Here is a 22,247-nt window from a genome sequence, read left to right on the forward strand (position 1 = left end):
CAACGAGCATGCTGCGCAGTAACTCAATCCGAGAATATTCCATGTCCCGTATCAAGAACACGTTTGCTGCGCTGTCCGCCCAAGGCAAGAAAGGCCTGATTCCGTTCATGACGGCCGGCGACCCGGACCCGGCCCGCACCGTCGAATTCATGCATGCGCTCGCCGCCGGCGGCGCGGATGTGATCGAACTCGGCGTACCGTTTTCCGACCCGATGGCCGATGGCCCGGTCATCCAGCAGTCGTCGGAGCGGGCGTTGGCGCAAGGCGTGTCGCTGCGCCATGTGATTGCCGACGTCAAGCGCTTCCGCGAAACCAACGACACGACGCCCGTAGTACTAATGGGCTACGCCAATCCGATCGAGCGCATGGGCACCGAGGCTTTTGCCAGGGCAGCAAAGGAGGCTGGCGTGGACGGCGTGCTGGTTGTCGACTATCCGCCGGAAGAATGTGCTAACTTCGCCGAACAGATGCGATCTGCGGGCATCGACCCGATTTTCCTGCTGGCGCCCACTTCAACCGACGAACGCATCGCGGAAGTCGGGAAAATCGCCAGCGGCTACGTCTATTACGTGTCGTTGAAAGGCGTGACCGGAGCGGCAAATCTGGACGTTTCCAGCATCGCGAGTAAAATCCCGGCCATCAAGTCGCGCGTCCCCCTGCCGGTGGGCGTCGGTTTCGGTATACGCGACGCGCAGACAGCGCGTGCGGTGGCCGAAGTGTCCGATGCCGTCGTGATCGGCAGCCGTATCGTGCAATTGCTGGAACAGGCGGCGCCGGAAAGCGCTGCCGCTACGCTTACGCGTTTCATCGCAGAAGTGCGCGAGGCGCTGGACAGCGTCGCGACTGCCCGATAACAGTTAATTTTTGTCTTCTGTAGTGTGAGCGGCGGGCCTGTCCCGCCGTTCGCGCGAATCGTAGACCCCAGAAGGATTCCCTATGAGCTGGCTCGATAAACTGCTGCCGCCGAAAATCAAACAAACCGACCCGAAGAACCGCAAGGGAATTCCGGAAGGCCTGTGGATCAAGTGCCCGTCGTGCGAAGCCGTGCTGTACCGCAATGACGTCGAGGCCAATCTGCATGTTTGCCCGAAATGCGACCACCACATGCGCATCGGCGCGCGTGAGCGGCTCGACGGCCTGCTGGATCCGGAAGGTCGCTACGAAATCGGCCAGGAAATCGTCCCGGTCGACGCGCTCAAGTTCAAAGACAGCCGCAAGTACCCCGACCGTCTGAAAGAAGCGATGGACGACACCGACGAAACCGACGCAATGGTCGTCATGGGCGGCGCGATCCATACGCTGCCGGTGGTGGTGGCCTGCTTCGAGTTCTCGTTCATGGGCGGCTCGATGGGCTCCGTGGTCGGCGAGCGCTTCGTGCGCGGCGCGCAGAACGCGCTCGAACAGAAAGTGCCGTTCATCTGTTTTACCGCTTCGGGCGGCGCGCGGATGCAGGAAAGCTTGCTTTCGCTGATGCAAATGGCGAAGACCACGGCCATGCTGACGAAGCTCGCCGAAGCCAGGCTGCCGTTCATCTCCGTGCTGACCGACCCGACTATGGGCGGCGTATCGGCCAGTTTCGCGTTCCTCGGCGACGTGGTGATCGCGGAACCGAAGGCGCTGATCGGCTTTGCCGGCCCGCGCGTGATCGAGCAAACCGTGCGCGAGAAATTGCCGGAAGGCTTCCAGCGCGCCGAGTTCCTGCTGACGAAGGGCGCGATCGACATGATCGTCGACCGTCGCAAGCTGCGTGAAGAGATCGCTCAACTGATGGCGCTTCTGAGCCATCAACCGGCAGACGCGGTGGCGTAAGCCGTTCCCACGGTGAGCCATCGCCGCGCGTTCTCAAGCGTGAGCACCACCGAAAAGCCAGTAAAAACAGCGCGCCGCATGAGTGATCAAGCGGCGCGCTGTCATTTCCGCGATAATCACGGTCTCGCAACGCAGCGCCAGCTGCAAACGACGGCCAGCGCAGGCAGCTTCCGGTTTCCGCGCATAAACCCGCCCGGCAGACCAGGCTCTGGCCGCAGCCGCAGCCGCAGCCGCAGCCGCAGCCGCAGCCGCACATTCGCAATACCGCCAAACCGATTCACTCGCGATTCATCCGATGACCACATTCCCCACCCTCGACGCCTGGCTCACGCACCTTGAATCCGCGCATCCGGTCGGCATCGACATGGGTCTCGCCCGCATCGCCCAGGTGCGTGACGCAATGCAACTGTCGTTCGCATGTCCGGTCATCACGGTCGGGGGCACGAACGGCAAGGGTTCGACGTGTGCGATCCTCGAATCCATTCTGCTGCGCGCGGGTTACACGGTGGGCTGCCATACGTCGCCGCACCTGCTGTCGTTCAACGAACGCGCGCGGGTGAACGGCGAAATGGCGAGCGACGCGGATCTGCTGCCGCACTTCGAAGCCGTCGAAGCCGCGCGCCTGAGCCTCGCCGAGCCGGTCACGCTGACCTACTTCGAATTCACGACGCTGGCGATCATGAGCCTGTTCGCTTCGCGCGGACTCGACGCGGTGATTTTCGAAGTCGGCCTCGGCGGCCGGCTCGACGCGGTGAATATCCTCGATACGGATTGCGCGATCATCACCAGCATCGATATCGATCACACGGACTATCTGGGCGACACGCGCGAAAAAATCGCGTTCGAAAAAGCCGGCATTTTCCGTCCGGGCAAGCCGGCGATCTGTGCGGACCCGGTGCCGCCGCAATCGCTGATCGATTACGCGGAAAAAATCGGCGCGCAATTGTGGCTGTTCGGCCGCGATTTCCGCTATGAAGGGCAGGCCGGCAGCGAGCGTCAGCAATGGAGCTATGTCGGCCCGACCATGCGGCGTTCGGCGCTGGCCTATCCGGCGCTGCGCGGCGCCAATCAGTTGATCAACACGTCGGCTGCGCTCGCCGGCCTCGAAGCGTTGCGCGACCGCTTGCCGGTGTCCGCGCAGGATATCCGCCTCGGCCTCGCCAACGTTGAACTGCCGGGACGTTTCCAGGTGTTGCCGGGCAAGCCGGCCATCGTGCTGGATGTCGGCCACAACCCGCACGCGGCGGCGGTGCTGACGCAAAATCTCGGCAACATGGGTTTCTTCCCGTACACCTACGCGGTGTTCGGCGCGATGCGAGACAAGGACATTGCCGGCCTGCTGACGCATCTGAAAGGCGAAATCGATCACTGGTGCGTGACCGATTTGCCGACGCCGCGAGCGGCGTCAGCGGAACAACTCGAAGCGGCCTTGCGCGAGCAAGGCGTGGGCGAGAGCGCCGACAGCAGCGTGACGCGCTACGCAACGCCGGCCGAGGCTTTCCAAGACGCGCTAAAACGAGCGTCAGAGAATGATAGAATCGTGGTTTTCGGCAGTTTCTATACGGTAGCGGGCGTCATGGCCTACCGTAAATCGCAGCAACACTGAACGGGCGCCAGCCTCGAACCAAGCGATTCATGGGAATTTTCTCGTTCGGCAAGAAAGACGACGCGCCCACCCGGCGCGGCGCAAACACCAGTTCCACCCGGGCCGCCCGTGGCGAGCGCGTGGAGCGGCGGACCCGCCGCACGGAGCGCACCGTCGACGCCGATGCGATGCTGCTCGACCCTACGTTGCCGGAAAAGCAGCGAGCGCGTCGCCGCCTGGTTGGCGCGATCGCAATGGTCGTGGCCGCGGTCGTCATCTTGCCAATGGTGCTGGACTCGCATCCCAAGCCCGTTACAGACGACATTTCCATCGACATTCCAAGCCGCCCCGCGCCGAAACTCGCCAAAGCCGAGGAAGACACGCAGGCCGGTGTAGCACCCGACAATCCCACGCCCGACGCGGCACTCGCGGCATCCGGTCTTGCGCCGGCCACGGCAGCGAGGCAAGGGCAGTCCGCCGCCACGAAGCCGCCGGGCGCGGACACGAACGCAGCAGCGCCCGCGGCCAGGCCGGCGGTGAAACCGCAGGCACCGTCCGTCGCCGCTAACACCACGCCAGTGGCGCCCGCAGCGCCCGCCAAGCCGGCCAAACCGCCGGTCACGCACAACGCCGCGACCGCTCCCGCACCGGCCACTCCGGCGCCGACCGCTCAGGCACCCAGTTCCGACGACACAAACGCGGCCGCCGGCGCGGACGCGAATTCCGGCACGCCGGCGTCGCCGCCGGGCAGCCGTTTCGCCGTGCAACTCGGCGCGTTTGCAAACGACACCAACGCGCGTAATTGGGCCGCCAAGTTGAAAGCGGCGGGCGTGCCCGCATATACCGAGCATCGGAAGCAGGCTGACGGTTCCACGCTCACGTTGCTGCGAGCCGGCCCGTTCGCCGATCGTGCAGCGGCAAGCGCCGCCATTGCAAAGGTTCGCGAGGCCGGCTTGATGTCGGGCGCGAACAGCGGCGCCGCACAGTAAGCCTGCGATGTTCACTGCCTTCGACTACGCTGTAATGGCGGTGATCGGTTTGTCGGCGCTGCGCGGCACATGGCGCGGGTTTTTGTCGGAAATATTCGGGCTGATCGGCTGGATTGCGGCGTTTTTCATTGCTTGCCGCTTCGTGGGTTATGTCGTGCCGTTGATCCCGTCCAACTGGCCGGGCGGCGCGTTGACCCAGTGGCTGCTGGCCTTCGCGCTGGTGGTGATCGGTGTGGTGCTGGTGGCGAGCGTGTTGAACGCCCTGTTGAGCCGCATCGTGCAGGCAACCGGCTTGAGCGGCGTGGACCGCTCGCTCGGTTTGATGTTCGGCCTCGTGCGCGGGGTCATTCTGGTGCTGATTCTGGTCGCCCTGGCTGGCTTGACCGAACTGCCCCAACAGGAATTCTGGCGCAACGCCTTGCTTCGGCCCTATGCGGTCGAGGGCGTGCACGTAATGAAACCGCTGCTTCCCGAGACGCTGGCTGCTTACGTCCGAGTGTGACGATCAGGCGAGTGGTTAGGGAACGGCAGCAGGACTCCGGCGCAAACCGGCTGCCTTTACGTTCGGTCGCGTAGCTTTGCGAACGCCCCGAAGGAAATCCCTCGGGACGCCGTCGCAGGCAGCGGCCGCCATGACGAATTTCGTACCTTTGAAGGACATGCCATGTGCGGCATCGTAGGCGTAGTTTCCCACTCTCCGGTCAATCAGCTGATCTATGACAGCCTGCTGCTTCTGCAGCACCGCGGTCAGGACGCCGCCGGCATCGCGACGGCGAACGGCAGCAATTTCCACATGCACAAGGCGAACGGCATGGTGCGCGACGTGTTCCGCACGCGCAACATGCGCAGCCTGCCCGGCACGACCGGTATCGGCCAGGTCCGCTATCCGACCGCCGGTTCCGCGTCGAGCGAAGAAGAAGCCCAGCCGTTCTACGTGAACGCGCCGTTCGGCATTATCCTCGCGCACAACGGCAATCTGACCAACTGGCAGCAACTGAAAGATGAGATGTTCCGCATCGATCGCCGCCACATCAATACCAATTCCGACACGGAAGTGATGCTCAACGTGCTCGCGCACGAATTGCAGCTTTCCAGCTCGGGCCTGCAACTCGATCCGGCTGCACTGTTCAACGCCGTGTCGGGCGTGCATCGCCGGGTGCGCGGTTCGTACGCGATCGTGTCGCTGATCGCCGGTTACGGCCTGCTCGGCTTCCGCGACCCGTTCGGCATCCGCCCGCTGTGCCTCGGCAAGCAGGAAACGGCCGAAGGCGTCGAGTGGATCCTCGCGTCGGAGTCGGTGGCGATCGAAGGTATCGGCTTCGAATTCGTGCGCGACGTGGCGCCGGGCGAAGCGATTTTCATCGACCTCGAAGGCAATCTGCACTCGCAGCAATGCGCGACGAACCCGAGCCTGAACCCCTGCATTTTCGAACTCGTGTATCTCGCGCGTCCGGATTCGGTGCTCGACGGCGTGCCGGTGTACAACGTGCGTCTGCGCATGGGCGACTACCTCGCCGAGAAGATCAGGCGCGAACTGCCCGACGTCGCGATCGACGTCGTGATGCCGATTCCCGATTCGTCCCGTCCGGCCGCCATGCAGGTTGCGAAGAAGCTGGGCGTTGAATACCGCGAGGGTTTCTTCAAGAACCGTTACGTTGGCCGCACCTTCATCATGCCCGGCCAGGCCGTGCGCAAGAAGTCGGTGCGCCAGAAGCTGAACGCGATGGGCATCGAGTTCAAGGGCAAGAACGTGCTGATCGTCGACGACTCGATCGTGCGCGGCACCACGTCGCATGAAATCGTGCAGATGGCGCGCGATGCCGGCGCGAACAAGGTGATCTTCGCTTCGGCGGCGCCGCCGGTGAAGTTCCCGAACGTCTACGGCATCGACATGCCCACGCGCGGCGAACTCGTCGCCCACGGCCGCTCGGACGACGAAGTCGCGCGCATGATCGGCGCGGACCATCTCGTTTATCAGGACGTCGACGCGCTCAAGCAGGCCGTGCGCGATATCAACCCGGCGCTGAAGGAATTCGAAGCGTCGTGTTTCGACGGTAACTACGTGACCGGCGACGTTACCACCGAGTACCTGGATCGCATCGAAACGGCGCGTCTCGCACCGTCCTCGCAATCGGACCGCGACGCCGCAAGCGAAGCGCTCGACGGCGGCGGCCCGGCCCGTTCGCAACTGCATCTGCAACTGTCGGTAGGTTGAACGCGGGCTTGAACGGTTCCGCTTCCGGTGCGGCACGCTGCACGCCGCGCCGGGAGCGTGTTAGCATGGCGGCTTGCGTCGATTTGATCTCAGCTTGCGGACGCGGGGCAACCCGAAACAGCTAAAGCGAAGGGTGGAAAAGCCGCACTCATCCGCCTCCGCTCCAGCTTTCCCCCGCACATGAAGCCCGCTTATGCCGACGCAAAAGCGGGCTTTTTTGTTGCTGCCGTTCGGCCTGGTACGCTCGATTCATTGCATCCGAGCCGCACACGCCGAACGCAGCCACATGGAACATTGGAAACCAGAACCAACATGGACGACTCCCTGAACTTCGATACGCTGGCAGTCCGCTCGGGCACGGTGCGCAGCGACTTCAACGAACATTCGGAAGCGATTTTCCTGACCTCGAGCTTCGTGTTCGCGAGTGCCGCGGACGCCGCCGAGAAATTCAGGAATTCCGAAGACAACTACACCTATTCGCGCTTCACGAATCCGACCGTTTCGATGTTCCAGGATCGGCTGGCCGCGCTCGAAGGCGGCGAAGCCTGCATGGCGACGGCCTCGGGCATGGCCGCGATCATGTCGGTGGTGATGTCGGCGTTGCAGGCGGGCGACCATCTGGTGAGCTCGCAGGCGTTGTTCGGCTCCACGCTCGGCATGTTCTCGCAGATCTTCAGCAAATTCGGCATCACGACCACGTTCGTCGATCCGACCGATCTGGACGCGTGGAAAAACGCCGTGCGCCCGGAGACGAAGATGTTCTTCCTCGAAACGCCGTCGAATCCGCTGACCGAAGTCGCCGATATCGAAGCGATCGGCAAGATCGCCAAGGCGTCGAACGCGCTGTTCGTGGTCGACAACTGCTTCTGCAGCCCGGCCTTGCAGCAGCCGCTGAAGCTCGGCGCGGACGTCGTGATGCATTCGGCCACCAAGTTCCTCGACGGTCAGGGCCGCGTGCTTGGCGGCGCGCTGGTCGGCTCGAAGCAGTTCATCATGGAGAAGGTGTTCCCGTTCGTGCGCAGCGCCGGGCCGACGCTGTCCGCGTTCAACGCGTGGGTGCTGCTCAAGGGCATGGAAACGCTATCGCTGCGCGTTGAAAAGCAGTCGGCGAATGCGCTTGAAATCGCGCGCTGGCTGGAAACGCATCCGGCCGTGAATCGCGTGTTTTATCCGGGGCTGGAATCGCATCCGCAGCATGCGCTGGCCATGCGTCAGCAGAAGGCGGGCGGCGCAATCCTGTCGTTCGAACTGAAGGGCGACACGCCCGAGCAGATGCGCGCGAATGCATGGCGTGTGATCGACAACACGAAAATCTGCTCGATCACCGGCAACCTCGGCGATACGCGCACCACCATCACGCACCCGGCCACGACCACGCATGGTCGCGTGACGTCGGAAGCGCGCGCGGCGGCGGGCATCAGCGAAGGCTTGATCCGTCTTGCGGTGGGTCTGGAGAACGCCGGCGATATCCGCGGCGATCTGGAGCGCGGACTGGCGGGTTGAGTGAAGGGTGGAGCGAAAGCTCGATGCAGGGCAAGCGGGCCGCGCTGTCAGGCGGCTCGCGCAATAACTCCCCGGAGCGGTAAGACGGCAGCGCTGCGAAGACTGCCGCGCCGCCAAGGCTCAGCGCAGCAAAAACACAGCGCAGTAAAACTCAATGACGCAGCGCGCGCCATTGACCGGGCGCCAGCCCGAAACGCCGCGTGAACGCGTGCGTATAGGCGCTCTGATCGCCGAAGCCGATGTCCAGCGCAATATCAGTCAACGAAAGCCGCGGGTCAGCCAGCAACGTGAGCGACGTATCGAGCCGCAGACGCTGCAGATAGCGATGCGGTGTCTCGCCGAAGGCCTCGATAAAAAGCTGATGAAAGCGCCGCATGCCGAACCCGCAATGGGCGGCGAGCTCGGCGATCCGCACGGGCTCCGACAGATGCGCGCGCAGCCAGCGGTCGATACGCGCAAAGTCGAGACCGGCGCCTGCTGCCTGCGCGCCGGCCGTCGTGCCCGCGTCGGCCACCAACGCCGCGCCGAGCCGCGCGGCTGCATCCCAATGAAAACGCCGTGCGTCCAGATCGTTGCCTTGAACTCCGCCGGCAGCGTGCGCCGCGATGCGATGCACGAGTTGCGTCAGCGAGCCGTCGACCGCGACCGCCCGCGCACGGTCGAAAAGCCGTTCCGGCACGGCCAGCGACGAAGCCGGCAAGTCCAGAACCAACTGCCGGTTCTCGCCGACGCCCGCGTAATCGTGCCGCGCGCCCGCCGGAATGAGCCAGGCGGAGCCGGCGTCGATCTGATGCGCGACGCCGTCTACCGTCATGACCATTGCGCCGTCGAGTCCGAGCACGACCTGGTGAAAGTCGTGCACGTCCGACGCTTCGATCGCGCCGTAGCGGCGCAAGGAAACGCTAGGCGCGGTGACGGCGGCGTGGCTCATCGGCGATATGCGGTTCAACAGAGAACAGCGAAAACTCAGACGCCGAGCAATTCGACTTCGAACACGAGCGTCGCATTGGGCGGAATCACGCCGCCCGCGCCGCGCACGCCGTAGCCGAGTTGCGGCGGGATGGTCAGTTTGCGGGTGCCTCCAACCTTCATGCCTTGCACGCCTTCGTCCCAGCCCTTGATGACCATGCCGCCGCCCAGCACGAAAGCGAACGGGTCATTGCGGTCCTTGCTGGAGTCGAACTTCTGGCCATCGGTCAGCCAGCCGGTGTAGTGGACGCTGACGGTCTTGCCGGCCACTGCCTCGGCGCCGGTGCCTTCAACGATGTCTTCGTACTTCAAACCGGATTCGGTAGTCACAGACATGTGTCGCTCCTCAGATCAAAAACGTAAAAACCGACATTGTAGGCGTGTTGACGCCACATCGCCGAGGATTGCCATGTGGCACACGGATTGCGTGAATGCTGGTGGTCCGGCGAGGCTGATCGCGCTGGATGGCATGCCTATAATGGGGCTTCTTTCAATCATCATGCACCGCCTGAGAGGGCTCGATCGTGACAACGTCTTCAACCGGAAATGCTGGCGAAAAGCCGGTGCCTTCCGGCTTCGCCGTATCTGGACGCACCGCGCTTCTGCGCGCGGAAACCGCACTGTTCATGCGTGACCATGTGCTGTCGCTGGTGTCGCACGACCTGCGTGGTCCGTTGAATGCCATTCATAGCTGGGCGTACGTGCTGGAGCGCAAACTCGACGCGAACGACCCCAACGCGCAGCGCGCCGTCACCGGTATTCGCAATGGCGTGGATCAGCAGGTCAAGCTACTCGAGACGATTGTCGACGCCACGCGCGCCGAGACCAAATCACTGGTGCTTGCCTACGCGCCCTTTTCCCTGCATCCGTTACTCGAAGAAACGGTGGAAGAAGTCCGCTCGGGTCTGGGTCGCGCGCGCGGCGTGGAAGTGACGGTCGACTCGCAACTGGCCACCGAGCAACTCAACGGCGACCGGGAGCGCCTCGCCGCCGCGCTATGGCTGATGCTCATGTTCGCGGTAGAAACGGGCGCGGAAGGCGCCACGGTCACCCTGGTCACGAAAGCGGATACGAACGCATGGCATGCTAGCGTCGGGTACGAGGCCAACGGCACGGCGTTGGACGATCCCGCCTTGCCGCATGTACTCGAAGCGTTTGCCCGCAAGCAGGCCCGCGAGCCACGCGAAGCGAAGCGGATCGCGTGGGTGCTGGCGCTGTGCAAGCGCGTTGCCGAAGCGCACGGCGGCAGTTTCGAGCAGGTCGACGCAACGGGCAGCGACACGGCCACGCTCGCCCTGCGCGTGCCGCTCAGCGCAACGGCTGCGAAATGAACGGCTCGACAGAACGGCTTGCTCCGCGCGATTAAGTTTTCACCGAGCTTTCACCCTCTATACTGACAACTTTTGTTGCCGGAGCTTGTCGCTTTGATTCAGGTCGTTGCCCTTATCGGTGCGTTGTTTCTCGTCGCCCTCAATGGTTTCTTTGTGGCCGCTGAATTCGGTCTGGTCAAACTGCGGCAGACGCGCGTGCAAAGCCTGGCTGTCGGGCATGGCATGCGCGGGCGTCTGCTCGGCAAGGTGCACGGACGCCTCGATGCCTATCTTTCCGCGTGCCAGCTCGGCATCACGCTGGCGTCGCTCGGGCTTGGCTGGATCGGCGAGCCCGCGTTCGCGGAACTGCTCACGCCGGTTTTCAGCCTGCTCGGTGTCGAATCGGAGAAACTGATTCACGGCATCTCGCTCTTCTTCGCGTTCTCGTGCATTTCGTTCCTGCACATCGTGGTGGGCGAACTCGCGCCGAAGTCGCTGGCGATTCGCGAGGCGGAGAAGGTCTCGCTATGGGCCGCCACGCCGCTGTACGGCTTTTACTGGGCAATGTATCCGGCGATCTGGGTGCTCAATACGAGTGCCAACGCGGTGCTCAAGCTCGCCCGGCTCGACGCCGATCACGGCCACGACTCGCACTACTCGACCGACGAACTCAAGCTGATCCTGCGCGGCCGCCGCGCCAACGTCGCCACGGAGCTGGGTTCGCCGGACGGCGCCTACAGCCAGGACGAGTGGAACACCATCGCGCATTCGCTGGATTTTTCGCGCATGACCGTGTCGGACCTCATGCGTCCGGCCTACGAAATGGTCGGCCTGCGGCGCGATCTGCCGTTGCGCGAAAACATGCAAGTGGTGGCGCGGCACCGTTTCAGCCGCTATCCGTTGTTCGAAGACGCATCCGGCGAACGCGTGGCCGGCATGATCCATTTGAAGGACTTGCTGCTGGCCCGCCATGCGGGCAGCACGCTCGACGATCTTTCCAGATACGCGCGCCCCGTGCAGTACGTCACGCCGGATTTGCCGGCACTCGAACTGTTTCGCCGCTTCCGCAAGGGCGCGCCGCACTTCGCGCTGGTCGGCCACAAGGGGGAGAAGCCGATCGGTTTCCTGACGCTCGACAATCTGCTCGGCGCGCTGGTCGGCCAGATCCACGACGAATTCCGTCAAGGCGACGCCGACTGGACCCGCATGGACGACGGCACCTTGATGGGCAAGGGCAGCTTGCCGGTGGTGTCGCTGGAGCGCGCGTTGGGGATCGATATCGACGAAGGCAAGGCCGAATCGGTGGGCGGCCTCGTCATTCAGGCGCTCAACGATTTGCCGAGCGAAGGCCAGCGAGTCGAGTTCGATCGCTTCGATGTAGTGGTCAAGAAGATGAAAGGGCCGCGCATCGTGCTCGTGCGGGTCTATCCGAAAGCATTCGATGACGAAGGTGGTTAGCGCGCGATAGAGCCGCGCCGGATTCCACTTTGCGCGGGATCTGGCAGAGCGCGCACCGGCGTCGCGCAGGTAGAATTAGCCTCCACACCATTGGGGGCGACATGGGATATCTGCTGGTGCTGTGCGTCGGATTGCTGGCCGGCATGCTGAGCGGCGTGGTCGGCACCGGCTCGTCGATGATGCTGATGCCCGTCCTCGTGATGCTGTTCGGTCCGCAGGAGGCGGTGCCGATCATGGCGATCGCGGCAATCATGGGCAACTTCGGCAAGGTTCTCGCATGGTGGCGCGAGATCGACTGGCGGGCGTGCGGCGCCTACTGCGTGACCGCTGTGCCGGGCGCGGCGCTGGGCGTGCGAACGCTGCTCGCGTTGCCGCCTCATGCGGTCGAAATTGCGCTTGGTCTGTTCTTTGTCGCGATGGTGCCCACACGGCGATGGCTCGCGCGGCGGGCCATCAAATTCTCGCTATGGCAGCTTTCGCTGATTGGCGGCGTGGTGGGTTTTCTCACCGGGATCGTCGTTTCCACCGGGCCGATTACGGTGCCCGTGTTCATGTCCTATGGCCTCGTGAAAGGCGCTTTTCTCGCCACCGAAGCGGCGGGCTCGCTGACCGTCTACGCGTCCAAAGTCGCGGTCTTCAACCATTTCGGCGCTTTGCCTTTGCACGTGGTGATCGACGGTTTGATCACCGGTTCCGCGCTGATGGTCGGCTCGTTTGCCGCGCGGGCGATCGTGGTCCGTATGAGTCCCGCTACTTTCAAACTGGTCGTCGACGGTTTGATGCTGTCTTCGGGACTATCGCTGCTGTGGGCGGCGGGCCGCTAGGCTTGAACAATAGGCCTGGCCGACCGGCGCCTCGAACACCCGCTGATAAATTCCACCGAGAATCGCGCCCACTTCCGCTTGCGAGAAACCGGCCACCAGCAGCGCGCCGGCGAGATCGGGCAACTGCTCGTAGCTGCGGAATAGAGCCATAAAAAAGGCGGTTTGAGCGTGACCGCTCAAACCGCCTTCGCCTGGCAAATGTCGCAGATCAACTGCGCGGCACGCCGTCCTCCACCAACACCGCGATCGGCATTGAGGCCAGCGCATCGCGCAGATACAGCAGCCCGTTCTCTTCGACCTTCGGCGCAGCGGGACTCAGCCAGTCGAACAGCGCCCTCGCGGACAGATCGGAGGGCATCTCCACCGCCGTGTCCTCCCATTTCGCGGGATCGACCATCGGCAGATCGCCTTCCTCGCCGAGCAAACCAGCGGCGAGCCGGCTCGCCACCACCACAGCCCATGCATTGCCGTGGCGGCGCGCAAACGCGATCACACTCGAAGCGTGCTTGCCGCGCACGGCGAGCGGCAGATATTCGCTCTGACTCAACAACTCCGGCAAATGCGCCCGCAACGCGAGCACGCGTTGCACCACTGCGAGCTTCACGCGTCCATCGTGCCAGCCCGGCAGGAATTCCGATGGCGGCGTCTGTGCGAGCCACGCCTCGCGTTTGGCGAAATCGACGGGCCGGCGATTGTCCGGATCGACCAGGCTGAAGTCCCACAACTCGGTGCCCTGATAAAGATCGGGAATCCCAGGCGATGCCAGGCGCAACACCGTCTGCTGCAAGCTGTTGAGCGCACCCGCGCGGCCAATTCGCGCGACGAAGGCGGACAACTCCTTCAGGAATCCGTCGCGCCGCTGCGGCGCGAGGATGTCGAACAGGAAGTCACGGCAACCGGCCTCGTACGCTTCGTCGGGCGCGAGCCAGTTGGTTTGCAGCTTGGCTTCGCGCAACGCCTTCAACTGCCATTGGGCGACGCGTTCGGTCAGTTCCTTTACGCCGGCTTCGTCGTCTGGCTGCAGATCCGGCGGCCAGCAACCTACCAGCGTCTGATACAGCATCGCTTCGGCAGCGGGGCCGGGTGCCCAGTCGTAGCTCGTGTCCTGGCCAACACTGCTGACCGGCTTGCCGTCCAGCGCACGACGATGCGGCGCATTCAGCGTGGACCATGCGCGCAGCGTCGCGCTCCACTCGTGGGCAATCTCGCTCAGCACGGCGAGCCGCGCGCGCACGTCTTCGCCACGCTTGTGATCGTGCGTGGCCGTCGCGAGCATGGCGTGAGGGAAGCGCTGCGACCGTTCGAGATTCGCCGCGTGAAACTGTTCGACCGACAACGCGAACTCGCCCGGGTCCGAGCCGACCTCGTTGCGCGACAACAGCCGGCCATAGCGATAGCACGCCGTGTCTTCCACCGCCTTCGCGGCAACGGGCGCGGTCAACTGCGCGAACAGCGTCTGCGCGGTGCGTCGCGCGGAACCGGCATGGCTCGGCGGCACGCCGTTCTGACCGGGTTGCGCCGGCAGGCCGCTTCGTCCCGTGGGCGCCTCTTCGGCGCTGCCGCCAAGCCACGCATTCACGCGTTCGAGCGCGACATGGTCCGCGCGCGAAAGCGAGCGTCTCGCGCCCTCCAGAGCCTGCTCGAAGTAGACGTTATCCGCCGTGCTGCGCAGACCGTTCTGCGGATAGATCCGATACACGGGAAAATGCACCACCAGTTCGGTCAGCACGCGACGCAGCGTGGTAAAGGTGAAGTCGCGCGTGCTCAGCGAATCGCGGGCAATGCGATGCAATGCACGCGCCGCGCGGTCGAGTTCCGCCGCGAGGTTTTCGGCGAGAATCTGGCGGCGCGCGGCGAGCGCTTCGTCTGCGAAAAGCCCGCTGCGGCCGGTCAGTTCGGTCCACGTCTGCGCGAGCGGCGCGGCACCGGCCGGATCGTGCAGCAGCGCGCCCACGTCGCTCATGAAGTCGTAGCCGGTCGTGCCGTCCACCGGCCAGTCGTCGCGCAGCGGTTCGCCACGACCGAGAATTTTTTCGACTACCACATACGGCGCGGTATCACGCAGTTCCGTGAGACGCTGCCGCAAACGCTGACAGTATTCACGCGGCTCGGCGAGGCCGTCCACGTGGTCGATCCGCAAGCCGTCCACCACGCCTTCCTGATACAGCCGGAAAGGCAGCGCATGTACCGCCTCGAACACCTCGGGCCGTTCCACACGTACCCCGGCAAGTGTGGAGATGTCGAAGAAACGCCGCCAGTTGACCTCGTCGGACGCGGTGCGCCACCACGCAAGGCGGAAGTGTTGCCGCTCGATCAGCCGATGCAGGCGGTCACGCGTCACCGGGTCGTCCGGAGAATACGTTTCGAGTACGAACTCGATCGCCGAGCCGCCGTTCTGCACGACGAATTCACGCAGCATGTCGCGGCCTTCGGCGGCACGGGGATGATCGGTGGGCTGGGTGGTCAGTCCGTGGAAGCGCTCGGCGAGCGCGGTGAGATCGGGACGGTCGGCGCTTTGCAGGATCGACGGGTAGTCGATCGGGCACACCGGAAACACGTGGGGTCCGTAGCCGATATAAAAGCGCCCTATGTCGGCCGCGAAATGCAGCGCAATGCGGCCGGCGGCGAGTTCCTCACCGTACGGCGCACCGAGCGTGGGCAGCAGCACCTTGCCGCGCAAAGCCGGATCGGGCGAATGCCAGTCCACGTCGAAATGGCGCGCATAGGCGCTGTGACGGCCCCATTCGAGGATGTCGAGCCACCAGGCATTGCTGGCGCCGCCGACGCCCATATGGTTCGGCACCGTGTCGATGATCAGCCCCATGTCGCGCGCGCGCAGTTTGTCGGCGAGGCGCTTCAGCGCCGCCTCGCCGCCGCATTCGGCGCTGACCTGGGTGTAGTCGACGGTGTCGTAGCCGTGCATGGAACCCGGCTCGGCCGTCGTGACGGGCGACGCGTACACGTGGCTGATGCCGAGCTCGGCGAAGTAGTCGACGTGCTTTGCGGCGTCGTCGAAGGTGAAGCCTCGGTGGAACTGGAGGCGAAGCGTGGAGCGCGGGACGGTCATGGCGTATCAGGCTCCGAATAAGCGTTGGAAGAAGGAACTGAGGCGGCCGCGGCGCGGCGCTCGCGATCGACCGCGAGCAGGCGGTCGCAGAAGGTGTCGTCCTGGAACAGTTCGTCGACCGGCAAGGTGACGCGGCGGCGCCAGTTCGGATGCTCGTCGATCGAGCCGGGCAGATTCGGCTGCTCGACCTGCGCGAGCAGATCCTCTAGCGGAAACGTCACCAGCGGGCCGGGCGTGGCGGCCACGAAGGCGAGCGCTTCGTCCACCGGCGCGCTGTCGGGCGGCGGCGCAGGGACGTCGTGCGCGGCCACGCCGGCCTGCTGGAACGCGTGCCACAGCAATGCGCGATCTTTCGCGCGCTCTTCCTGGGCGGCTTCCTCGGGATCGCGGCCGTCGGCGCGCGCCATCGTCTGGCCGATCCGGTTGCGCCACGTGATGTCGCTGCCGCGCCACCAGCCGGCGACCGTCGGCAGATCGTGCGTGGTCGTGGTGCCGACCGCATTGCGGTCCCAGGCTCGGGGCGGCTTGAACCCCTTGCCGTCGTGCGCGCTTTCGAACCACAGCACGCGAATGCCGGCAATGCCGTGCTCTTCGAGCCGCTCGCGGAAACCGGGCGGCACGGTGCCCAGATCTTCGCCTATTACGATTGCGCGGTGCCGCCACGATTCGAGCGCGATCAGACGCAGCAGATCTTCGAGCGGATAGCGCAAGTACGCGCCGTTACGCGCGCTTTCGCCTTCCGGCACGAGCCACAGCCGCCGCAAGCCGAGAATGTGATCGATGCGGATGCCGCCGGCATGCGCGAAGGCCGCGCGCAGCATGTCGATGAAGGCGGAAAAGCCCTGCATGCGCATGGCGCGCGGGGAGAACGTGGTGAGCCCCCATGCCTGGCCGGCCTGGTTGAACAGGTCCGGCGGCGCGCCGACCGACACGCCTTGCAGCATGTCGTCGCGATATGACCACGCGTGACTGCCGGCGCTGTCGCAGCCCACCGCGAGGTCGGCGATCAGGCCGACGGCCATGCCGGCTTCGCGCGCCGCGTGCTGCGCGTGCGACAAACCCTTGGCGGCAAGCCACTGCAGAAACAGATGGAAATCGACCTCGTGACGATTCGCCTCGGCAAAAGCTTCGACTTCCGGGCTGCGCGGATCGCGTAGCGCCTCGGACCAGTTACGCCAATGCCCATTGCCGCCTTCTTGCGAGAGTTGCGCCGCCTGCAGCGCTTCGAAGCGCGCGTGATCTTCGAGCGCGCGTCCCGCCCGTTCGCAGAAGCCGTGAAATTCCAGCGCGCGCGGCGTGTTCTGCGCGCGTTCCTTCACGCAGAACTGCTCGTACAGCGCGCGCAAAACCTTCAGCTTCAGGACGACCGCGCCCGGCCAGTCGATCAACGGCAGGTCTTCGAGTTTCGACCAGGCGTCGCCGGCCTGCGCGGCTTCGAGCGCGGCGTGGGCCGCGTCCGTGCCGAACACGGCGGCGGGATCGATATGCGTGACGTTCAGCCACAAACGCGACGATGGCGAATACGGACTGAAGCGGTTCGGTTCCGCGCTGAACATCGCGTGAGTCGGGCTGACGGCGAGCGCGTGCGCGCCACGCTTCGCGCTTTCGACGGCGATCTGCGCAAGCGCCGAATAGTCGCCGATGCCGCCGTCGCCGATGCGGCGCAAGCCGTACAACTGCGCGGCGATGCCCCACAGCGGCGGCGCGGTTTTGTCGTGGCCGTCGCCGTCATCGTGCAGCGTGCGCCACGCGTCGGCGACGGTGTAGCAGCGCGGCGGCGCGACGGCGAGCGTCACGCGTTGCTCGTTGATCACGAGCGTGTGATAGCCCGGCTCGTCGATCGGTGCAAGCAGCGCTTCCTCGCCTTTGGGCGCCGTGAACCGGCCGTCGATGATCGAGCCGCTTTCGAGCTCGATCCGGTAGTGGCTGCCCGATCTGATCGCGGCGGCGGGCAGCGCGATGCCGCGTCCAACCTCCGCGGTCATCAGCGGCGGCAGTTTGCGGCCCGACAGTTCGGCCTCCAGCACAGCAGAGCTTTGGCGGATTTGCGTCGCGTTGCCGCACGGCAAACCCATCCGTTCGAGCAGCACGGCGAGCGTGTTCTCGGGCACATGTTGCGTCGTATGGTGCGCGTCCTGCCACTCCACCTCGAAACCGGCGCGCGCGGCAAGATTGACGATGGTGTCGTTATGGCGTCGGGTAATCACGCGTGGCGCTCCTGTTGGCCGGCAATGCGCGCATCGTGGCGGATGGCATAGCCGCTGACGTCGCCGGTCAGCCACGCGACGAACGCGTGCGCGGGCAACACCTTGACGTCGACCTGTTCGCGCACGCGCGGCGGCGTTTCGAAAATCACTTTGCCGGCCGGCAGGTCGGCCAGCGCGACGTTTTCCTTCGAGAGGTTCAGCGCGATCGACAAAGTCTCGCCGTCGCCGAGTTTCCAGCGGGCGATCAGCGCATTGGCATCGCCGCCGTTCGCAGCGCTCAGCACCGTCGCGCCGCACGCCTTGCTGTGTTTCAGGCGCGGTGTGATCAGCCTGGCGCGTACGGCCAGCGCGGATTTGTAGAAGTGCATCCAGTCGAGCCGGTCTTTTGCTTCAGCGTCGGTGTGCTGCGACGTTTCGTCCGGCGCGGGCGGCGACGAGGCCGCGAAGGTTTTCACGTCGTTCGGATCGGGAATCTGCGCGCGCCGTTTCTCGTCGCTGAACGATGAAAAACGCGCGAATTCACGGCGCCGGCCTTCGCGGACCGCGTCGGCGAGATCGCCCGTGTAGTCGGTGAAAAACAGGAAGGGCTGCGTGGAGCCGTATTCCTCGCCCATGAAGAGCAGTGGGATTTGCGGCGACAGCAGAAGCAAACCGGTGGCGGCGCGCAACGCTTCGTCCGAGGTCAGTTTGCGCAGCCGCTCGCCGAACGCGCGGTTGCCGACCTGATCGTGGTTCTGCAGGAACATCACGAAAGAAGTCGGTGGTAGATGCGCGCTTGCTTCGCCGCGCGGCTTGCCGTCATGAATCGGCGACGGGTCGCCCTGATACGCGAAGCCTTCCGACAGCACGCGCGCGAGCCGGCGGATCGGCTGGTCCTCATACGCGTGGTAATAGCCTTCCGTTTCGCCGGTCAGCAGCACGTGCAAGGTGTTGTGCGCGTCGTCGTTCCACTGCGCGTCGAAATGGGTTTCCAGCAGGTTCGCGCTGTTGTGTTCGTTTTCCAGCACCAGATGCACATGCCGGCCGTGCTGCACCCTGGCGCGGATATGATCGGACAATTCGCGCAGCCAGGCATGATTGTCGATGGCGTGCACCGCGTCGAAACGCAGTCCGTCGATACGATATTCGTTGATCCAGTAAACAGCGTTATCGGTAAAGAAATCGCTCACTTCACTGCGCTCGAAATCGATGGCCGGGCCCCACGGCGTATGCGTGCCTTCGCGGAAAAACGAGCGGGCGTACTCGTGCAGATAATTGCCGTCCGGTCCGAAGTGGTTATAGACCACGTCGAGAAACACCATGAGGCCGAGACCATGCGCGGCGTCGATCAGCGCTTTCAGATCTTCGGGGCGGCCGTACGCGGAGTCGGGCGCATAGGGCAACACGCCGTCGTAGCCCCAATTGTGCTTGCCGGGAAAGTCGTTCAGCGGCATCAGTTCGATGGCGGTGACGCCGAGCGCGGCGAGCTCAGGCAGGCGCTTCTGCACGCCCGCATAACCGCCCAGCGCGCCGACGTGCAACTCGTACAACACCGTTTCTTCCCACGGCCGGCCATGCCAGTTCGTCTGTTGCCAGCGGTACGCGCGCGGATCGATGACTTCGCTCGGCCCGTGCACGTCCTGCGGCTGGAAGCGTGACGTGGGATCGGGCACCGCATGCTCGCCGTCCAGCCGGAAGCGATACAGCGTGCCCGCGCCGCTGTCGACGCTGGCTTCGAACCAGCCATTGCCGGCGGGCGTCATGTCGTGCGCGCCTTGCGCGGGTCCGTTTTCGATTTCCACCTGAACGTGCTTGCAGGACGGCGCCCAGAAGCGAAACCGCGTGCGCGGCTTCGCGCCCGTCGCGCCGATCAGTTGCGCGCCGAACGGCAAACAGTGCGCGTGATGATGCGCATGAGGATCAATCGGACTTTCAGACATGATTCGTCACCATTCAATTTTACTTTCGAGCCGTCCTTAACACGCCGATCGCACCTGCGATACCTCGCGCGTAACCGGGCGGCCGCCCTGACTGTTCCCGCGTCCCGGCGCCGCCGCTGTCTAGGTGGTCGGCGACGCGTCGTTCGTGGGCGCATGCGCACCCGGATCGGGCGGAAGCGCCGTCAGGAGCCGCGGCCCATGCTGCGGGCCGGGCTTCCAGCCCGCCTGCCAGTCTGCTTCGCCCACCGGCTGCGCGGCCAGCATCACGAGGCCGTGCGCGGCCACTTCGATCTCCGGGACCGCCAGCCGATGCGGTGCGTTCTCGGGTTCAGCAGTGTCTAACAGCACATGCCATTCCAGATGCGGTGCGGGAGGCGTAAACCGCAGTGTTTTCTCGTTGGCGTTGAGCATCATCAACAATACTTCTGTTTCGCCGTTCAAGCCTGGGCCGGCGCGGCGCAATGTGAACGCGCGGCCTTCGGGATCCTGCCAGGCTTCGATGGTGAGCGGGTCGCCCCGCTCGTCGAACCAGCCCACGTCGAACAGACCGGGCAACACTTCACGATCGCCGAACAGGAAACGCGTTTCGCGCAACAGCGGATGTTGCTTGCGCAACGCGATCACGCGCGCGACGAACGCGGTCATCTGGCGACCGTCCGGCGATTCCGCGCGCGCCCAGTCGAGCCACGACAGTTCGTTGTCCTGGCAGTACGCATTGTTGTTGCCGTGCTGGGTGCGCAGCGATTCGTCGCCGGCCAGCACCATTGGCGTGCCGAGCGCCATCAGCAGCGTGGCGATCAGTGAGCGGGCCACGCGCTTGCGGGTGGCGAGAATCGCCGGGTCGTCGCTCTCGCCTTCCACGCCCCAATTGCGGCTGCAATTCTCGTTGTGGCCGTCGTTGTTGTCTTCGCGGTTTGCTTCGTTGTGCTTCTGCTCGTAGGCGGTGACGTCGGCCAACGTAAAACCGTCATGCGACGTGACGAAATTGACCGACGCCCACGGCTTTCTGAAGCGGCGGTTGAACAGATCGGCCGAGCCGGTCAGACGCGCGGCGAGATCGGGCCGCAAGCCGGCGTCGCCGCGCCAGAAGCGGCGCACGGTGTCGCGGAAACGGTCGTTCCATTCGCCGAAGCCCGGCGGATGATTGCCGAGCTGATAACCGCCCGGCCCGATATCCCACGGCTCGGAAATCAGCTTGCGTTGCGACAGGATCGGGTCCTGGCGCAAGGCGTCGAAGAAACCGGAGCCGGGATCGAAGCCGTGTTGCTCGCGACCGAGCGTGACGCCGAGATCGAAACGGAAGCCGTCCATATTGAATGCCGTCGACCAGTAGCGTAGCGAATCCATCACCATTTGCAGCACGCGTGGATGCGGCAGATTCACGGTGTTGCCGCAGCCGGTGTCGTTGATATGGTGGCGTTCGTCGCCGGGAATCAGGCGGTAATAGCTGGCGTTGTCGAGGCCGCGCCACGACACCGTCGGGCCCATCTCGTTGCCTTCGCAGGTGTGGTTGTAGACCACGTCGAGAATGACCTCGATGCCGGCCGCGTGCAACTGGCGCACGGCAATGCGCATTTCGTCGAGCCGGTGCGTGCTGAGGTAGGACGGCTCCGGCGCGAAAAATGCCGCCGAGTTGTAGCCCCAGTAGTTGCGCAGGCCGCGTTCCACCAGAAAGCGATCGTTGAGAAACGCGTGCACGGGCAGCAATTCGACCGCGGTCACGCCCAGTTTCAGCAGATGGTCGATGAACTCCGGCGAAGCCAGCGCCGCGAACGTGCCGCGTTCATGCTGGCGCAAATCGGCGCGCAGCATCGAAGCGCCGCGCACATGCGTTTCGTAGACGATGGTTTCGCCCCACGGCACATTGGGCCGCTTGTCGTGCGACCAGTCGAACGCCTCGTCGATCACCACGCATTTCGGCATGGCGGGCGCCGAATCGCGCCGGTCGATGGAAAGATCCGCGCGATTCGAATGCACGCGATAACCGAATAGCGCATCCGACCAGCGAAACTGTCCGACCAGCTTGCGCGCGTACGGATCGAGCAGCAGCTTGTGCGGATTGAAGCGATGTCCATGCTGCGGCTGATACGGCCCGTGCGCGCGAAACCCGTAGGCGGTGCCCGGATGCGCGTTGGGCAGGTAGCCGTGCCAGACTTCGTCGGTGCATTCGGGCAGCGTGAAACGGCGCAGTTCCTTGCGCCCGGTGGGATCGAACAGACAAAGCTCGATTTTTTGCGCGTTTGCCGAGAACACCGCAAAGTTGACGCCGAGGCCATCCCAACTGGCGCCGAGCGGATAGGGCGAGCCGGGCAGAAGCCGGTCGGGCATTGCATGCGACATGATTCCCCTTCCTGTTCTGATTGTTGAACGCTATCGTGGGTCTTCATGCAAC

The 22,247-nt window shown here is 64.5% G+C and carries 17 protein-coding genes; 10 read left to right on the top strand and 7 right to left on the bottom strand.

Features of this window, described 5'->3' with window-relative positions:
• Positions 1–41: 41 nt before the first annotated feature.
• From trpA to BXE_RS22830, 7 genes are all read left to right on the top strand, one after another.
• Positions 42–854, top strand: coding sequence for a tryptophan synthase subunit alpha (trpA, locus tag BXE_RS22800; protein WP_011490499.1), 813 nt, complete (start codon positions 42–44; stop codon positions 852–854).
• An 82-nt stretch (positions 855–936) separates the two neighbouring features.
• Positions 937–1,809 carry an acetyl-CoA carboxylase, carboxyltransferase subunit beta gene (gene accD, locus BXE_RS22805; protein WP_011490500.1) on the top strand — a complete coding sequence of 291 codons (873 nt, stop codon included), beginning with the start codon at positions 937–939 and terminating at the stop codon, positions 1,807–1,809.
• Positions 1,810–2,104: 295 nt separating this feature from the next.
• Complete coding sequence (gene folC / locus BXE_RS22810) at positions 2,105–3,415, top strand: bifunctional tetrahydrofolate synthase/dihydrofolate synthase (RefSeq protein ID WP_011490501.1); 1,311 nt, start codon at positions 2,105–2,107, stop codon at positions 3,413–3,415.
• Between the two features lie 29 nt (positions 3,416–3,444).
• A complete protein-coding gene (locus BXE_RS22815) occupies positions 3,445–4,383 on the top strand; it encodes an SPOR domain-containing protein (protein WP_011490502.1) in 939 nt (312 codons plus the stop codon).
• Positions 4,384–4,390: 7 nt separating this feature from the next.
• Positions 4,391–4,885 carry a CvpA family protein gene (locus BXE_RS22820; RefSeq protein ID WP_007178794.1) on the top strand — a complete coding sequence of 165 codons (495 nt, stop codon included), beginning with the start codon at positions 4,391–4,393 and terminating at the stop codon, positions 4,883–4,885.
• A 162-nt stretch (positions 4,886–5,047) separates the two neighbouring features.
• Positions 5,048–6,598 (top strand): amidophosphoribosyltransferase, encoded by a 1,551-nt coding sequence (purF, locus tag BXE_RS22825; RefSeq protein ID WP_007178795.1) that lies wholly within the window; start codon positions 5,048–5,050, stop codon positions 6,596–6,598.
• 312 nt (positions 6,599–6,910) lie between these two features.
• Positions 6,911–8,101: an O-succinylhomoserine sulfhydrylase gene (locus BXE_RS22830; RefSeq protein ID WP_011490503.1), complete on the top strand. Its 1,191-nt coding sequence runs from the start codon at positions 6,911–6,913 to the stop codon at positions 8,099–8,101.
• Between the two features lie 151 nt (positions 8,102–8,252).
• Here BXE_RS22830 and BXE_RS22835 read toward each other — a convergent pair whose 3' ends face one another.
• Entirely contained in the window at positions 8,253–9,032 is a 780-nt protein-coding gene (locus BXE_RS22835; RefSeq protein ID WP_011490504.1) for an AraC family transcriptional regulator, read from the bottom strand.
• 35 nt (positions 9,033–9,067) lie between these two features.
• Positions 9,068–9,406, bottom strand: coding sequence for an FKBP-type peptidyl-prolyl cis-trans isomerase (locus BXE_RS22840; protein WP_007178798.1), 339 nt, complete (start codon positions 9,404–9,406; stop codon positions 9,068–9,070).
• Between the two features lie 188 nt (positions 9,407–9,594).
• Here BXE_RS22840 and BXE_RS22845 point away from each other — a divergent pair, with 188 nt between their 5' ends.
• The 3 genes from BXE_RS22845 to BXE_RS22855 all read left to right on the top strand — a co-directional run bounded on the left by BXE_RS22845 (position 9,595) and on the right by BXE_RS22855 (position 12,662).
• Positions 9,595–10,401: a sensor histidine kinase gene (locus BXE_RS22845; protein WP_011490505.1), complete on the top strand. Its 807-nt coding sequence runs from the start codon at positions 9,595–9,597 to the stop codon at positions 10,399–10,401.
• A gap of 93 nt (positions 10,402–10,494) precedes the next feature.
• The gene (locus tag BXE_RS22850) at positions 10,495–11,838 is read left to right on the top strand and encodes a hemolysin family protein (protein ID WP_011490506.1); all 1,344 of its coding nucleotides are present in this window, start codon (positions 10,495–10,497) and stop codon (positions 11,836–11,838) included.
• A 101-nt stretch (positions 11,839–11,939) separates the two neighbouring features.
• Entirely contained in the window at positions 11,940–12,662 is a 723-nt protein-coding gene (locus BXE_RS22855; protein ID WP_011490507.1) for a sulfite exporter TauE/SafE family protein, read from the top strand.
• Here the strand turns inward: BXE_RS22855 and BXE_RS22860 are convergent.
• From BXE_RS22860 to glgX, 5 genes are all read right to left on the bottom strand, one after another.
• Complete coding sequence (locus tag BXE_RS22860) at positions 12,633–12,842, bottom strand: hypothetical protein (RefSeq protein WP_148311804.1); 210 nt, start codon at positions 12,840–12,842, stop codon at positions 12,633–12,635. The two genes, BXE_RS22855 and BXE_RS22860, sit on opposite strands and share 30 nt — an antisense overlap.
• 28 nt (positions 12,843–12,870) lie before the next feature.
• Positions 12,871–15,729 carry a malto-oligosyltrehalose synthase gene (gene treY, locus BXE_RS22865; RefSeq protein WP_011490508.1) on the bottom strand — a complete coding sequence of 953 codons (2,859 nt, stop codon included), beginning with the start codon at positions 15,727–15,729 and terminating at the stop codon, positions 12,871–12,873.
• The gene (gene malQ / locus BXE_RS22870; RefSeq protein ID WP_011490509.1) at positions 15,726–17,936 is read right to left on the bottom strand and encodes a 4-alpha-glucanotransferase; all 2,211 of its coding nucleotides are present in this window, start codon (positions 17,934–17,936) and stop codon (positions 15,726–15,728) included. Before malQ ends, treY begins: the two co-directional genes overlap by 4 nt.
• Entirely contained in the window at positions 17,933–19,855 is a 1,923-nt protein-coding gene (treZ, locus tag BXE_RS22875) for a malto-oligosyltrehalose trehalohydrolase (RefSeq protein ID WP_011490510.1), read from the bottom strand. Before treZ ends, malQ begins: the two co-directional genes overlap by 4 nt.
• 120 nt (positions 19,856–19,975) lie before the next feature.
• Complete coding sequence (gene glgX, locus BXE_RS22880) at positions 19,976–22,195, bottom strand: glycogen debranching protein GlgX (RefSeq protein ID WP_011490511.1); 2,220 nt, start codon at positions 22,193–22,195, stop codon at positions 19,976–19,978.
• Positions 22,196–22,247: the final 52 nt, after the last annotated feature.

Source organism: Paraburkholderia xenovorans LB400 (assembly GCF_000013645.1).
GTDB lineage: Bacteria > Pseudomonadota > Gammaproteobacteria > Burkholderiales > Burkholderiaceae > Paraburkholderia > Paraburkholderia xenovorans.